We start from the raw sequence: 14,339 nt of genomic DNA on the forward strand, positions 1-14,339 counted from the left end.
TTGACTGTATTTTAAAATAATAAAGGGTAAGACGGCTTAATATAGTTGAGTTAAGTGTTTTAAAATTTTCTACGTTCGTTTTTGTTTACTAACTTTAGTTCATAATCCAGTCAAAGTAATTGTGTATTAAACCTTTGAGAGGTGTAGGTGTAATCAAAATGTAAGCAATGAGAAATTTTAAAATTATACTATTTCTTTTTCTGTTGAGTATGTGTATCTCTTGCAAAACTAGCGATGATGGTAATGCGCAACAATTAGCAGGTCTGTATTCTGAAACGTTTCCGGAAGAAGGACGTTCTCAATTAAATTTTATCAATGAAAATACCCTAGAAAAATTAGAATCTAACAGTGCAATTGTAGACGAGTTTAATTACGAAATAATAGGAAATGTTTTAAAATTAACACCAATTACAGAGGGTTCTACAGTACAAAATTTTGAAATTGAGATTATAAACAGTTCCGAATTTAAAATAGAAAATCTGTATCCTAGTATCGGAATAGGTGCTGCTACTTTTATGACGTTTAAGAAATAACTGGCTTCACTCCAATAAAATGATAATTAATAAGATCGTAAAAAATGCAACTTCAAATCCAAGACGACTTTTTTTATTAGATGGTTTTGGCGCTATACTTTCTTCTTTTTTATTAGGTGTTGTATTAGTGGAATTTGAACAGATTTTTGGGATGCCAATACCTGTTTTATACGGTCTTGCTGTTTTACCCTTGTTCTTTCTTGTGTATGATATTTATAGCTATATGCAAACAGGAAATAACGTTGGTTTATTATTAAAAGGAATTGCTGTCATTAATATATTATATTGTTGCCTCTCGTTAGGAATTACCTGCTATCATATTGACTCTATTACAGTTTTTGGTTGGTTATACGTCATAATCGAAATTATAATAGTGTTGCTAATTGCTATAGCAGAATTAAGGGTGGGAAACAATATTATAGCAAGCTATAAATAGCAATTCAATAGTATGGTATTTAGGGCCAATACAAAGATTATTAATTTGCGTATTACATTTTGAAAGGAGATTCAAGATACCTTATATGCACAAAACATTAAGTTTTTAACAGCAACGATGACCTATAACGATCAGCTTAATAGAACGGTTATTCTTAACAAAATACCAAAGCGAATCATTTCGTTAGTGCCTTCGCAAACCGAATTGTTAGTAGATTTAGGACTAGAATCAGTAATCGTTGGTGTTACAAAATTCTGTATTCATCCTAACACGATACGAAAATCTGCAGGTGTAGTGGGTGGAACAAAACAGGTTAATCTTCAAAAAATTAAAGATTTACATCCAGATCTAATTCTTTGTAATAAAGAAGAGAACACAAAAGAAATGATTGCATCTATGGCAACCATAGCGCCAATTCATATTAGTGATGTGTATAATCTCAATGATTGTTTTGAGCTCATTCATATGTATGGAGACTTGTTTAATGTAGAAGCTAAGGCATTAGAATTAATACAAGCTATTGCAAAGGAACGCAATAGATTTAAGCTTTTAAAGCAACCTATTATAAAGGTGGCTTATTTTATTTGGAAAAACCCATGGATGGTGGTGGCTTCAGATAATTTTATAGATGAAATGCTAAGCGAAGCAGGCTTTGTAAATGTGTTTAAAGATCAAAAAAGGTATCCAATAATAGAACTAAATTCGCCTTTATTAAAAGAAGCTGATGTGGTATTATTGTCTAGTGAGCCATTTCCATTTAGTGCACAAGACGTTTTAGAATTTAAAACCCAATGCCCTGAGACATTAATAAAAATTGTTGATGGAGAATTGTTCTCGTGGTATGGGAGTCGTCTGTTGCAATCGTATACGTATTTTAATGGTCTACGCAATGCAATAAAAAAGTCGATATTTCCCTAAATACCGACTTTGAACTAACAATCTTAATCTAATAAAAGACGTTTACTAACTCAATCTTTATGTGATACAAAGGTGATTAATTTATATCAGCTTGATGTTAAGTGAGTATTAGATTAAGATTACTATACTGTAATTTTTAAAACAGTAATGTTTCTAAATTAATTTGCGACAACATTAGTATCTCCTAAAATAAATTTGAGTTTATTTATTTTATGAAGAATTTTAGTTGCTTTAAATTCAGAAAAATCGCTTAACGCATGGTCTGTTTGCCTAAAATTATAAGCGTCTTCAATAAGACGCTTATATTTAGTATTGAGTTTTTTCTTTTTGTTAATCAGCTGATTTAAATGAACCACAACGTAATATATTATTAGTTAGTTGCAGAAAGTTAATGATTTAACTTTTAAATCAGAAAAAAGAATAATAAAAAGTGGATTAGTCTTGTAGCGCAAATACTTTCTTTAAAAGATCAGAGCCACGAGAAGAAACTTTTGTTCTAATTTCTTTTTCTTCAACAGCAATCATGGTGTAAACACCTTTAAGTGCTTCTGTAGTTACGTAATCTGTTAAATCTGGATTGACGTTATTGGTTAATGGTATGTTATTGTATTTAGTGATGAGGTTCGACCAGATTTGATCTGCACCTACTTTACTAAATGAATTTTCAATAACAGGTTTAAATTTAGCGTAAAGTGCAGTTTCTGTTTTCGTTGTTAAGTAAGATGTCGCTGCATTATCTTCGCCTAATAATATGTTTTTTGCGTCGTCAAAAGTAATATCGCTTACTGCACTCACAAAAATAGGTGTTGCCTCTTTTACTGCATCTTCTGCTGCTCTATTAAGCACTTTTAAACCTTCATCTGCTAAACTACCTAAGCCAATTTTACGTAAACCAGAATCTACTTTTTGTAATTCTTCGGGTAAAACTATTTTTACAAGTTCATTTTTAAAAAAACCATCTTCTTGGGTTAATTTGGTAACTTGTTTATCTATACCTACATCTAAAGCTTCTCGTAATCCGGCTGCAATATCTGTACTGCTTAATACACCTTCTGTTTGAGGTAATTGGTTGACAACTTCTTGTAATTCATCACAAGAGTTAAATAATAAAGTAAAACAAAGGACTGCTGCTAATAATCGTCTCATAATTATATTTTTTTTGCAAATATAAAATAAACTTAGTTCTAAGAGGTTTAATTATTAACCAATAATTGTTAATAGTAATTGCTATAATGTTAAATTTAATTTTTCAAATTATTACTTTAGCATCATATTTGATTACAGCTAATAAAAGTATCATATTTAATGGAATTAATTAGAAATAGAATCTTAGGTATTTTATTAATTTTTGTGAGTTTTAGTCATGGTCTTCACAGCCAGATAAAAGTCTCAGAATTTTTACAGGAGTCTAAAATTGCAACTACAGATAACAATAAATTATATTTTGTTGATTTTTGGGCTACGTGGTGTGGACCATGTATAACGGCAAAAGAGCATTTGGGTGTGCTGCAAAAACAGTTTCCTAATGATTTGTATATCGTTTCACTCACATCAGAAAACCCTTTGGTGGTTGAGCGCTTCCTTAAAAAGAAGCCTGCAGATTTAGCTATTGCTATAGATTATAATAAAGAAACATTTAAGAGCTATGAAGTTGCTGTTTTGCCAGATGGTGTACTCTTTAATAGTCAAGGTAAGGTGCTTTGGCGAGGAGGTGCTCCAGACTTAAAAAAAGAAATTGTTTCCAAATTCCTAAGACAACAATCGTCTAAATCGTCCTTGAGTTCTTTTTTTAAGATAGAAACTATTGAGGATGAAAGTATTTCAGAATATGTGCCAATTGAAGATTTAGAGATAAATGCGCTTAGTAATAATGTTGAAGAATTATCGGTTGTAGATACTGAGAATTATTTAAAATTAACTGGGTCTCTAAAGCAAATCGTAGGTTACTTAGCAAAAATTTATAAAAATCAAATTGTCATTGAGGAGCATCTAAACACCAATTATGAGGTGTATTTTAAAAAACCTATGAATGAGAACGAAAACTTGGCGGTAAAACTTGTTAATGAAATGAATCTTGGTGTTGTGAGAACCTACAAAGACGGTGAAGGGATTAGTTTTTCTGCAGATGCTTCAAAATTTTGGGATACCCAACAAATCGATTGGGGAAAAAACAATGCCAAGTATTTGGTTGGTGATGCGCAAATACAGGCAGATAACGTTTCATTGCGTGATGTAGCTTATCAATTAGCTTACGTTTTAGATATGCCTATTATAGTTCCAGATGATAATCTGGTTAGTTTATCGCTTCATGATTGGGACTTTCATTATAAGTTTTTTCAATTAATGCAATCTGATCTCGAAGATAACTTTGGGATAATTGCAGAAAAGAAAATAGTGTCCTATCCTGTATATCATATACAAAAAAAAGCTCCTTAAATAAGGAGCTTTTTCGTACGGTTGTTATTTAGGTTTTCTTAGTTGCTGATTACTCTAAATTCTGTACGTCTGTTATTTTGGTGTTGTGTTTCAGTACAATCTACACCGTTAGAACATCTGTTTCTTAATTTAGTTTCTCCAAATCCTCTTGCAGTTAATCTGCTTCTTGAGATCCCTTTAGATACTAAATAGTTTACTACAGAATTAGCTCTTTGTTGTGATAAAGACTGGTTGAAATCATCGTTACCTCTAGAATCTGTATGAGACATAATTTCAATACTTACGTTAGAATCAGTTAAGATTGGTAATAAAGTACTGTCAATTGTCTTTTTAGACGCAGCTGTTAATCTTGCGCTACCTAACTCATAATAAACTGGTAATACGTTAGGATCTAATAATTCACACTCAACTTCTTCCCAAGTAGTAATACCACCTTTTTTATCTAATACAGTTCTTGTTACAGTTTGGTACTGTGCAGCAATTGTATTTGTTGTCGTAGAAGCAGGTGTATCAATAACTCTTCTTTTTATTGTAGTGTATTCTGCAGGAATTTCAATTTCATCCATTCTTGCAGGCGTTTTAATAACTCTTTTCTTGTACGTTGTTGTTTGTTCTGGTACTGGTACAGAATTTGTACTAGCATCTGATGATAATGTTGTAAATCCAACATCTCTTGATTGTGCAGGATACTCAACAAAACAAGCGGCAACACAGTCATCTTTGTTTACTGAAGGACAATCTTCTAGAATTTTGTACTCCCATCCTGAAGTTTGAGGGTAAACTTCAAAAGTTCTTGAGTCATTTCCAAAAGTAGCAGGTACAACTTTTAAATCTGTACGGCTTTCTTGTTTAACGTAAGGTACTTCTACAGTTTCGTATGTAGCAGGTACGTAAACAAACTTTTTTGAAGCTTCTTTTACTAATACGCGCTCTTCAACAGTTTTATACGTTGCAGGAACTACTTTTAAAGTAGTATAAGCAGGATACGTTTGTATTGTTTCTTCTACTTCTTTAAAAGAATCCTTAGTAATACATTTTACGTAACACTTTCCTGGTTCTGGGTTTGATGGTAAACCTTGCGCTTGAGAAAATCCGATTCCGGCAATAAAGCATACCAATAATAATAGTTTTTGTTTCATGGATAAATAATTAAATAGTTAATAGTTTACATTTTTTTTAGCAAGAAAACTTAATCTCTCACATCATATTAGATGCAATAATATAACATAGGTCACATTAATTTTAGTTAGGGGGAAATTAATGCTGAAAGTTTAGCGAATAATAGATTTGGATTTTGATTTTAAATCGAGGGGTTGCAATGTATAAAAAATTATGATAATATTAACATAATATTTGCGTAAAACGTATTTTTTATCAAAATTAATTGCGACTTCGTAAGTTTTGAGGTGTTTTTAAGAGAAAATAACCGTTTTATTATTAAATACCATGACCTTCCTATTCGCATGCAGTTTTATTGCGTTAGACAATACAATTTTTTCTAAGTCGCGTCCTTTGGCAATTAAGTCTTTAATAGAATGTGTATGCGATACTTGTGTAACATCTTGTTCAATTATTGGTCCTGCATCTAATTCTTCTGTAATATAATGACTTGTTGCTCCAATAATTTTAACACCACGTTTGTAAGCCGAATGGTAAGGTTTAGCACCAACAAAAGCAGGTAAGAAAGAATGATGAATATTGATGATCTTATTAGGATATTTATCTATCAACGTTTTAGAAACAATTTGCATATAACGTGCTAAAACAATGAAGTCAATATTGTGCGCTTCTAAAAGTTTTAATTGCTCTTGTTCGGCTTCCCGTTTTGTGGTTTTTGTAATAGGAACATGATAAAACGGAATATTAAAACTTTCTGCAATAGGTTTTAAATCCAGATGATTACTTAAAATAAAAGGAATGTCTAGAAATAATTCTCCTGAGTTGTACCGACTAAGAATGTCATATAAACAATGATCGTATTTTGAAACGAACAATGCCATTTTGGGTTTCTTTTCTGCCGCATAAATACGCCATTTAAGCTTAAATTTAGCCACTAATGCGCTTTTAAATAACTGTTTAAAATCTTCTACTGAAAATGAACTCGAATTAAACTCACACTCTAATCGCATAAAAAAGATGTTTTGCTCTCTATCGACATGCTGATCGATATAAACAATATTACCTTCATTAGAAGCCATAAATGAAGTCACAGAAGCAATAATGTTGGACTGGTCTTCACAATTAATAAGTAATGTTATTTTCTGCATAAAACTAAACTTAAATGAGTGGATAAAAGTAATTAAAAATGTAAGCTATATGGCTTTTTTTAAAGTTTTAGATATTTGTTGATTATTGTAATATATTTTTGAATAATCCGTAAATTGCAAGCCTAAATCAGATTATTTTTTAAGAATGATACAAGCTACTCCGTATAAACCCAAACATAAAGTTAGAATTGTAACTGCTGCGTCTTTATTTGATGGCCATGATGCGTCTATCAATATTATGCGTCGTATTATTCAATCTACAGGTGTAGAGGTTATCCATTTAGGCCATGATAGAAGTGTAGACGAGGTTGTAAATACAGCCATTCAAGAAGATGCCAATGCCATTTGTTTAACCTCTTACCAAGGTGGTCATAACGAGTATTTTAAATATATGTACGATCTTTTAAAAGAAAGAGGTGCAGAGCACATCAAGATTTTTGGTGGTGGAGGAGGTGTAATTTTGCCTTCAGAAATTAAAGAATTAATGGATTATGGTATTGCGCGAATCTATTCTCCAGACGATGGTCGTGCTATGGGTTTGCAAGGCATGATTAACGATTTGGTAGAGCAGTCAGATTATCTTAGCCCATCCTTAATCCTTCCCAAAGGGAAGGAAATTACGCAGAGCTTAAAAGATAAAGATGTTAATACGATCGCTAGATTAATATCTTTTGCGGAAAATCAACATGATAAGTTTGAGAAGTTATTTTCTCAAACGAGTAAGAATTCTTCTCCTTTGGGGAAGTTAGAAGGGGCTCCAGTTTTAGGGATTACAGGAACTGGAGGCGCAGGAAAATCCTCTTTAGTAGACGAATTAGTACGTCGTTTTTTAATAGATTTTCCAGAAAAAACGATTGGCTTAGTATCTGTAGATCCTTCTAAACGTAAAACAGGAGGCGCACTTTTAGGCGATCGTATTCGTATGAATGCGATTAACTCACCAAGAGTATATATGCGTAGTTTGGCAACACGTCAATCTAACTTAGCATTATCTAAATATGTTAATGAAGCGGTTGAGGTTTTAAAAGCTGCAGAATACGATTTAATTATCCTAGAAACCTCAGGTATTGGACAGTCTGATACCGAAATTATTGAACATTCTGATGTTTCTCTTTATGTAATGACACCAGAATTTGGAGCAGCAACACAATTAGAAAAAATAGACATGCTAGATTTTGCAGATCTAGTAGCCATTAATAAATTTGATAAACGTGGTTCTTTAGATGCCTTACGTGATGTAAAAAAACAATACATGCGTAACAATAATCTTTGGGATACACCACAAGAAGATTTACCTGTTTATGGAACTATTGCGTCGCAATTTAACGATCCAGGAATGAATACGCTATACAAAGCCATCATGGATAAGTTGGTTGAAAAAGCAGATTCAGACTTAAAATCTACGTTTCATATTTCTGATGAAATGAGCGAAAAGATTTTTGTAATTCCTCCAAGTAGAACACGTTATTTATCTGAAATTGCTGAAAATAATCGTGCTTACAATAAAACAGCAAAGACTCAAGTTGAGGTGGCTCAAAAACTTTACGGAATTTATAAAACCATTTGTTCGGTAATGGATGTCACATCGAGCGCAGTCGAGATGTCTCTTATTGGTAAGCAAGGACTTAATCAAGATGAGATCCTGAAGCAAGTTCAGGATGACAATAAAGACTTTATAAAATTACTTATTGCAGAATTCGACCGTGTAAAATTAAACTTAGACCCTTACAATTGGGAAGTGATAACTGGTTGGGACGACAAAGTAAACCAATATAAAAATCCGATTTATAGCTTTAAAGTTAGAGATAAAGAAATAAAAATCGAAACCCATTCTGAATCCTTATCGCACTTACAAATTCCAAGAGTAGCTTTACCAAAATACCAGGCTTGGGGAGATTTATTACGTTGGTCATTACAAGAAAATGTGCCAGGAGAATTTCCGTATACTTCAGGATTATACCCATTTAAACGTACAGGAGAGGATCCAGCACGTATGTTTGCTGGCGAAGGTGGACCAGAACGTACCAACAGACGTTTTCACTATGTCAGTGCAGGTTTACCAGCCAAGCGTTTATCTACTGCTTTTGATAGTGTAACCCTCTACGGAAACGATCCCGATTTACGTCCAGATATCTACGGAAAAATTGGTAATGCAGGTGTTTCTATTTGTTGTTTAGACGATGCTAAAAAACTATATTCTGGTTTCGATTTAGCAAATGTTATGACCTCGGTAAGTATGACCATTAATGGTCCTGCGCCAATGTTGCTAGGTTTTTTTATGAATGCAGCCATTGACCAACAATGTGAATTATACATTAAAGAAAATGGTCTTGAAGACGACGTAGAAGCAAAAATTGCGAAGCTTTATAAGGATAAAGAACGTCCTAAATACAATGGTGAATTACCAGAAGGAAACAATGGTTTAGGTTTAATGTTATTAGGTGTTACTGGTGATCAGGTATTACCACCAGACGTGTATGCAGAGATTAAAAAGAATACCATTGCACAAGTAAGAGGAACGGTTCAAGCCGATATTTTAAAAGAAGATCAAGCACAAAATACTTGTATTTTCTCTACCGAATTCGCATTACGATTAATGGGAGACGTGCAAGAATATTTTATTGCCAATAACGTGCGTAATTTTTATTCGGTGTCTATTTCTGGATATCATATTGCAGAAGCAGGAGCAAACCCTATTACCCAATTAGCACTGACCTTATCTAACGGTTTCACTTACGTGGAATACTATTTAAGTCGTGGTATGGATATCAATAAGTTTGGTCCAAACTTATCCTTCTTTTTCTCAAACGGAATCGATCCAGAATATGCAGTGATTGGTCGTGTGGCTAGAAAAATTTGGGCAAAAGCCATGAAGCACAAATATGGAGCCAATGCAAGAGCGCAAATGCTTAAATACCATATTCAAACGTCTGGACGAAGCTTACACGCACAAGAAATTGACTTTAATGATATTCGTACAACGCTACAAGCCTTGTATGCTATTTACGATAATTGTAACTCATTACACACCAATGCTTACGATGAGGCAATTACAACGCCAACTGAAGAATCGGTAAGACGTGCCATGGCCATTCAATTAATTATCAATAAAGAATTAGGGTTAAATAAAAACGAAAACCCAATTCAAGGCTCTTTTATAATTGAAGAATTAACCGATTTAGTTGAAGAAGCAGTATTACAAGAATTTGACAGAATTACAGAGCGTGGTGGTGTTTTAGGCGCTATGGAAACCATGTACCAACGCAGTAAAATACAAGAAGAGAGTTTGTATTATGAAACCTTGAAACACAACGGAAAATTCCCAATTATTGGTGTAAACACATTTTTAAGTTCTAAAGGTTCGCCAACAGTAATTCCTGCGGAAGTGATTAGAGCAACGGAAGAAGAGAAGCAATTCCAGATAAAAACTCTAGAGAATTTACATAAAGCCAATGATACTAAAGCGATGCTTAAAGACTTACAGCACAAAGCCATTAATAACGAGAATATTTTTGAAGCTTTAATGGATGTATGTAAAGTGTGTAGTTTAGGTGAAATTACGTCAGCTTTGTTTGAAGTTGGTGGTCAGTATCGCAGAAACATGTAAGCAGAGAACCACTTTTTGCCTTTTCGCAAAAAGTGTGTGAATCGCTTATGCTGAGCGAAGCCGAAGTATCTCAGAGAACCACTTTTTGCCTTTTTGCAAAAAGTGTGTGAATCGCTTATGCTGAGCGAAGCCTAAGTATCTCAGAGAATCACTTTTCTTTAGCAGAAGTAGTCCTTCAGAGTAAAGCGAAGGATTTCTCGAGGCACTATAATTATATTTATAACAAAAAGCGTTTCATTTTTAGAAACGCTTTTTTTACTTTCAATAAAAAATATCAATGCAACACACCTTTAAAGCGACTGTAAATTGGAAAATTAACGAAGGCGAAAGCACTAAAAATCCAAGGACGTTTAGCAGAAATCATAAAGTAATCATAGCCAATAAGATTTCGGATTTACAAGTGTCGGCTGCAAAACCCTTTAGAGGAGATGACACGTTATACAATCCTGAAGATTTATTATTGTCGGCTTTAGCGTCTTGCCATATGATGTCTTATTTATATGTGTGTGCACAACACCATATTGAAGTTGTAAGTTACACCGATCAAGCCGAAGGCGATTTAGAAGTTGTAGCTTCAGGTCGTGGAAGTTTTAAATGTGTGCGATTGCAACCAGTGGTAACGATCAAAGATTTTGACCAAAAGGCTTTAGCATTAAGTCTTCATGCTAAAGCCAATGCGCTTTGTTTTATTGCTAATTCTTGTAATTTTCCTATTTGTCATGAAGCCACTATTGTTGTGAAATAAGTCATTTTGAAAAAATAATTGTATTCTGTTGCATCTTTTTTGAAACTTCCACGTCTATTATATGAACATAAAAATCATATATCATGAAAACTATAGACTGTACGTGCAACTGCGAAGGTTGCTCAAAAGGAAATTGCAACAATTGTACCTGTGATAACTGTACATGTACCCATTGTAACTGTTAAATTAGTGTTAGTTCGGATGCGGAATTTTGTGTCCGAATTAATTTTAGTTAAATTAGAATATGACTACAAAAGAAGTTTGGGGAAATTATGCAGAAGATGTACAACACTTTATTTTAAGTAAGGTAAAGAATACATCAATTACAGAAGATATTCTGCAAGACACTTTTATTAAAGTACATACCAAACTTCACACTTTAAAAGATGAGACCAAGCTGAAACCTTGGGTGTTCTCTATAGCACGTTATACAATTTTAGATTATTTTAGAACGAGTAAACAAGAATTACCTGTTGAAGATTTAGAACTTGAAGCAGAGCCAGAACCAGAAGCACATTCTGAGCAAGATTGCTTACGAGGTATTATAAAAAGCTTACCAAAAAAATATAGAGATCCTTTGTTTTTATCAGATATTAAAGGACTAAAACAACAAGAGGTTGCCAATCAATTGCACTTGCCTTTGCCAACCGTAAAATCACAAATTCAACGTGCTAGGCAACAAATTGCTGAAGGTTTTATGGATTGTTGCGGCTTTGTAATGAATGACGAAGGGCATTTGGTTGGAGAAATACAAGACAAAGCGGACTGTAAAGTTTGTCATTAATAGTATCTTTGAGGCTGCAAGCTTAAATGATTAAGTGCGTTATTTTTATAATCAGTACCATGTCCTTCAAAAAACTACACCCTTTATTAAAAGAATCTTTAGAAAATGCAGGTTTTGAAACATCAAACCCCTTTCAGAAAAAAGTATTACCTGTTTTAAAAGGTGGCTCAGATGCCTATGTCATTGCGCCAAAAGGACAAGGAAAAACGACAGCGCTAATAATAGCAACGATACATAAGTTAAAAGCAGCCGCTTTTGAAGATTCACCAAGAGCAATTATTGTAGTTAACGATAAGCAAGACGCTCTAAATTTGAAAGAAGAATTTGAAAAATTTACCTATCCTACAGATTTAAGAGTCTTTGCACTTTACGACGAATACGATATTGAAAAGCAGAAAACAGAAGTGTATTACGGACAAGATATTGTTATCGCTACACCTTCTAGATTAAGTAAGCTTTATTTTTTAAATGGCATTCATTTAGGCGAAATTCAATTATTTGCGATAGATGATGCCGATTTTTTAGCCCGAAATAATGGCTACAATCATATATTACGCTTATCTGAAAGTCTTTCTAAATGTCAGTTTGTAATTATTGCCGATGTCTTAAACTCTAAAATAAAGAATTATCAGAATTCATTTATGAGTAATGCGCAGTTGGTAAAAGGGAAATAATAATTTACAAGGTCATCATCCAATGATGCTTCAGCTTTCTAAATTTTCTTAATTCGCCTCTAAGAATAGGCAAATAGTCTCTACCATTACTATTAGATTTTTCTAGACGTCTACAATTGCTATATAAGCGTGTCGTTAAAAGATCTAAAGATTCTAGGTGTTTGTTTTTTTTCAAAGAACAACGCTCTTGTTCTGCACTAATTATACGAGGTGCAAGATTTGTAGATTGTTGAACGATATCTCCTGTGAAATAAATATGCTCATTCTCAGAACCATCCATATTTAAATAAGATAAATCTTGATTTAAATACGTAGAAATGCTTCGAGAAAGTACAATAATATCCATTGCCTTTTGGTACACAGGCAAGTCAGAAAAGTTTGAAGGTAGGTTGTAACTCATAAATTCGATAGCAATACTGACGAAATTAAGGACTAAAAATTAAAACTGACTTTAATTATTAAAGCAATTTTGTATATTTACTTTAATAATTATGTTATTACAGTATTATTTCTTTAAATAATTATGGATAAATTGAATTGGAAGATTTTAAAGTGTCTTCAACAGAATGCTAGGATGTCTAATGCAGAAATTGGACGACGCGTTGGTATCACATCACCTGCAGTTTCTGAACGCATAAAAAAGATGGAAGATGCTGAAATCATCCAAGGCTATACAACATTTATTTCGCCCTTTGAAGTGGGCTATCAGTTAAAAGCACTGATTACCTTAAGAGCTTTTATGGGAATGCTAAAACCATTTCTAGAAAAGGTGAAAACCTATGATGAGGTGGTTAACTGTTATCGAATTACTGGGAATGAAAATATAGTAATGGAGGTAGTTTTAAAAAATCAAAAACACCTTGAAACATTTATTGATCAACTAATTAGTTTCGGTGAAACAAAAACGCAAATTGTTTTATCTCATGTTGTAAAATATAGTGAAATAAAGCCCTTAAAATAATTAACTTAGACGTTCTTCAATATGAGTAGCTATGGTTTTTGCATGAATTCTAGAGTTTTCAATAAACCATTTGTGTGTTTCTAGTCCACCGCAAATAACGCCTGCCAAATAGATACCTTCTACATTAGATTCCATGGTGTTTTCATTATACACAGGAATTTGCTTTCCGTCTGAAGAGAATTCAATTCCGGCTTTGGCTAAAAATTTAAAATTAGGTCGGTAACCTGTAAGGGCAATCACAAAATCGTTAGGCAATGTTATTGTTTCGTTAGGTGTTTTTACACGAATTTCATTGGCTTTAATTTCCTTGATTTCAGAATTAAAATAGGCCTTAATGCTGCCTTCTTCAATTCTATTAATAATATCTGGACGCACCCAATATTTTACACGTTCGCCTATGGCATCATTTCTAATAATCATTGTGACGTGGCCACCTTTTCTATAAATTTCTAAGGCGGCATCTACAGATGAATTACTCGCGCCAACAATAGCAACATTTTGTAAGGTATAAGGATGTGCTTCTTTATAATAATGTAGCACTTTCGGTAAATGCTCACCAGGTATGTTGAGCAAGTTTGGTATGTCATAAAAGCCAGTTGCAATAATTACCTTTTTGGTTTGATAACTGTTTTTATCGGAAATCACTATAAATCCATCAGCTGTTTTTTCAAAAGAACGTACCTCTTCAAATAAGTTAATGTGTAATTGATTTGAGGTTGTAACGCGTCTGTAGTATTCTAAAGCTTCGCTTCGTGTAGGCTTAGGGTTATTGCTAATAAACGGAATGTTATCAATTTCTAATTTATCTGAGGTTGAAAAAAACGTCATATTTAAAGGGTAATTAAACAAGGAATTGGTTAAAGCGCCTTTTTCAATTACCGTATAATTCCAACCGCGTTTTTTACATTCTAGAGCGCAGGCAATACCTATGGGTCCAGCACCAATAATTATAACATCTTTTAGTTCAGTAGTCATTTT

General features: G+C 33.1%; 15 protein-coding genes. 9 read left to right on the top strand and 6 right to left on the bottom strand.

What is annotated here, in order from left to right:
• Positions 1 to 167 precede the first annotated feature (167 nt).
• The 3 genes from HNV08_RS05870 (at position 168) to HNV08_RS05880 (ending at position 1,887) form a co-directional block, all read left to right on the top strand.
• On the top strand, positions 168 to 533 hold the full coding sequence (locus tag HNV08_RS05870) for a hypothetical protein (protein WP_173280244.1): 366 nt from the start codon (positions 168 to 170) through the stop codon (positions 531 to 533).
• Between the two features lie 19 nt (positions 534 to 552).
• The gene (locus HNV08_RS05875) at positions 553 to 969 is read left to right on the top strand and encodes a hypothetical protein (RefSeq protein WP_173280245.1); all 417 of its coding nucleotides are present in this window, start codon (positions 553 to 555) and stop codon (positions 967 to 969) included.
• A gap of 117 nt (positions 970 to 1,086) precedes the next feature.
• Complete coding sequence (locus HNV08_RS05880; RefSeq protein ID WP_173280246.1) at positions 1,087 to 1,887, top strand: ABC transporter substrate-binding protein; 801 nt, start codon at positions 1,087 to 1,089, stop codon at positions 1,885 to 1,887.
• A gap of 158 nt (positions 1,888 to 2,045) precedes the next feature.
• Here the strand turns inward: HNV08_RS05880 and HNV08_RS05885 are convergent, their stop codons facing one another.
• Together HNV08_RS05885 and HNV08_RS05890 are read right to left on the bottom strand one after the other, a co-directional pair.
• The gene (locus tag HNV08_RS05885) at positions 2,046 to 2,243 is read right to left on the bottom strand and encodes a Lacal_2735 family protein (RefSeq protein WP_173280247.1); all 198 of its coding nucleotides are present in this window, start codon (positions 2,241 to 2,243) and stop codon (positions 2,046 to 2,048) included.
• Between the two features lie 79 nt (positions 2,244 to 2,322).
• Entirely contained in the window at positions 2,323 to 3,033 is a 711-nt protein-coding gene (locus HNV08_RS05890; protein WP_173280248.1) for a DUF4197 domain-containing protein, read from the bottom strand.
• Between the two features lie 159 nt (positions 3,034 to 3,192).
• Between HNV08_RS05890 and HNV08_RS05895 the strand changes: the two genes are divergently transcribed.
• Positions 3,193 to 4,323 carry a TlpA family protein disulfide reductase gene (locus HNV08_RS05895; RefSeq protein WP_173280249.1) on the top strand — a complete coding sequence of 377 codons (1,131 nt, stop codon included), beginning with the start codon at positions 3,193 to 3,195 and terminating at the stop codon, positions 4,321 to 4,323.
• Between the two features lie 38 nt (positions 4,324 to 4,361).
• Here the strand turns inward: HNV08_RS05895 and HNV08_RS05900 are convergent, their stop codons facing one another.
• Both HNV08_RS05900 and purU read right to left on the bottom strand, forming a co-directional pair.
• Positions 4,362 to 5,462 carry an OmpA family protein gene (locus tag HNV08_RS05900; RefSeq protein ID WP_173280250.1) on the bottom strand — a complete coding sequence of 367 codons (1,101 nt, stop codon included), beginning with the start codon at positions 5,460 to 5,462 and terminating at the stop codon, positions 4,362 to 4,364.
• 273 nt (positions 5,463 to 5,735) lie between these two features.
• A complete protein-coding gene (gene purU, locus HNV08_RS05905; protein WP_173280251.1) occupies positions 5,736 to 6,590 on the bottom strand; it encodes a formyltetrahydrofolate deformylase in 855 nt (284 codons plus the stop codon).
• Positions 6,591 to 6,735: 145 nt separating this feature from the next.
• Between purU and HNV08_RS05910 the strand changes: the two genes are divergently transcribed.
• The 4 genes from HNV08_RS05910 (at position 6,736) to HNV08_RS05925 (ending at position 12,400) form a co-directional block, all read left to right on the top strand.
• The gene (locus tag HNV08_RS05910; protein WP_173280252.1) at positions 6,736 to 10,197 is read left to right on the top strand and encodes a methylmalonyl-CoA mutase family protein; all 3,462 of its coding nucleotides are present in this window, start codon (positions 6,736 to 6,738) and stop codon (positions 10,195 to 10,197) included.
• A 277-nt stretch (positions 10,198 to 10,474) separates the two neighbouring features.
• Complete coding sequence (locus HNV08_RS05915) at positions 10,475 to 10,942, top strand: OsmC family protein (protein WP_173280253.1); 468 nt, start codon at positions 10,475 to 10,477, stop codon at positions 10,940 to 10,942.
• Positions 10,943 to 11,186: 244 nt separating this feature from the next.
• Positions 11,187 to 11,726, top strand: a complete 540-nt coding sequence (locus HNV08_RS05920; RefSeq protein WP_173280254.1) for a sigma-70 family RNA polymerase sigma factor — start codon at positions 11,187 to 11,189, stop codon at positions 11,724 to 11,726.
• 59 nt (positions 11,727 to 11,785) lie between these two features.
• Positions 11,786 to 12,400: a DEAD/DEAH box helicase gene (locus HNV08_RS05925; protein WP_173280255.1), complete on the top strand. Its 615-nt coding sequence runs from the start codon at positions 11,786 to 11,788 to the stop codon at positions 12,398 to 12,400.
• Positions 12,401 to 12,404: 4 nt separating this feature from the next.
• Here the strand turns inward: HNV08_RS05925 and HNV08_RS05930 are convergent, their stop codons facing one another.
• Positions 12,405 to 12,800, bottom strand: a complete 396-nt coding sequence (locus tag HNV08_RS05930) for a hypothetical protein (protein ID WP_173280256.1) — start codon at positions 12,798 to 12,800, stop codon at positions 12,405 to 12,407.
• Positions 12,801 to 12,917: 117 nt separating this feature from the next.
• Here HNV08_RS05930 and HNV08_RS05935 point away from each other — a divergent pair, with 117 nt between their 5' ends.
• Entirely contained in the window at positions 12,918 to 13,361 is a 444-nt protein-coding gene (locus HNV08_RS05935) for an Lrp/AsnC family transcriptional regulator (protein ID WP_173280583.1), read from the top strand.
• On the opposite strand, the gene HNV08_RS05940 is transcribed toward HNV08_RS05935, so the two are convergent.
• Entirely contained in the window at positions 13,362 to 14,336 is a 975-nt protein-coding gene (locus tag HNV08_RS05940) for a YpdA family putative bacillithiol disulfide reductase (RefSeq protein ID WP_173280257.1), read from the bottom strand.
• Positions 14,337 to 14,339: the final 3 nt, after the last annotated feature.

Origin of the sequence: Winogradskyella eckloniae, assembly GCF_013249045.1 — a bacterium.
Classification (GTDB): Bacteria; Bacteroidota; Bacteroidia; order Flavobacteriales; family Flavobacteriaceae; genus Winogradskyella; species Winogradskyella eckloniae.

What these genes read in the sequence shown, in the direction of transcription:
- HNV08_RS05895 (WP_173280249.1), top strand. Translation starts at nt 3,193, where the DNA reads ATGGAATTAATTAGAAATAGAATCTTAGGTATTTTATTAATTTTTGTG.
- HNV08_RS05920 (WP_173280254.1), top strand. Translation starts at nt 11,187, where the DNA reads ATGACTACAAAAGAAGTTTGGGGAAATTATGCAGAAGATGTACAACAC.
- HNV08_RS05940 (WP_173280257.1), bottom strand. Translation starts at nt 14,336, where the DNA reads ATGACTACTGAACTAAAAGATGTTATAATTATTGGTGCTGGACCCATA.
- HNV08_RS05900 (WP_173280250.1), bottom strand. Translation starts at nt 5,462, where the DNA reads ATGAAACAAAAACTATTATTATTGGTATGCTTTATTGCCGGAATCGGA.
- HNV08_RS05890 (WP_173280248.1), bottom strand. Translation starts at nt 3,033, where the DNA reads ATGAGACGATTATTAGCAGCAGTCCTTTGTTTTACTTTATTATTTAAC.
- HNV08_RS05875 (WP_173280245.1), top strand. Translation starts at nt 553, where the DNA reads ATGATAATTAATAAGATCGTAAAAAATGCAACTTCAAATCCAAGACGA.
- HNV08_RS05925 (WP_173280255.1), top strand. Translation starts at nt 11,786, where the DNA reads ATGTCCTTCAAAAAACTACACCCTTTATTAAAAGAATCTTTAGAAAAT.
- HNV08_RS05880 (WP_173280246.1), top strand. Translation starts at nt 1,087, where the DNA reads ATGACCTATAACGATCAGCTTAATAGAACGGTTATTCTTAACAAAATA.
- HNV08_RS05915 (WP_173280253.1), top strand. Translation starts at nt 10,475, where the DNA reads ATGCAACACACCTTTAAAGCGACTGTAAATTGGAAAATTAACGAAGGC.
- HNV08_RS05930 (WP_173280256.1), bottom strand. Translation starts at nt 12,800, where the DNA reads ATGAGTTACAACCTACCTTCAAACTTTTCTGACTTGCCTGTGTACCAA.
- purU (WP_173280251.1), bottom strand. Translation starts at nt 6,590, where the DNA reads ATGCAGAAAATAACATTACTTATTAATTGTGAAGACCAGTCCAACATT.
- HNV08_RS05870 (WP_173280244.1), top strand. Translation starts at nt 168, where the DNA reads ATGAGAAATTTTAAAATTATACTATTTCTTTTTCTGTTGAGTATGTGT.
- HNV08_RS05910 (WP_173280252.1), top strand. Translation starts at nt 6,736, where the DNA reads ATGATACAAGCTACTCCGTATAAACCCAAACATAAAGTTAGAATTGTA.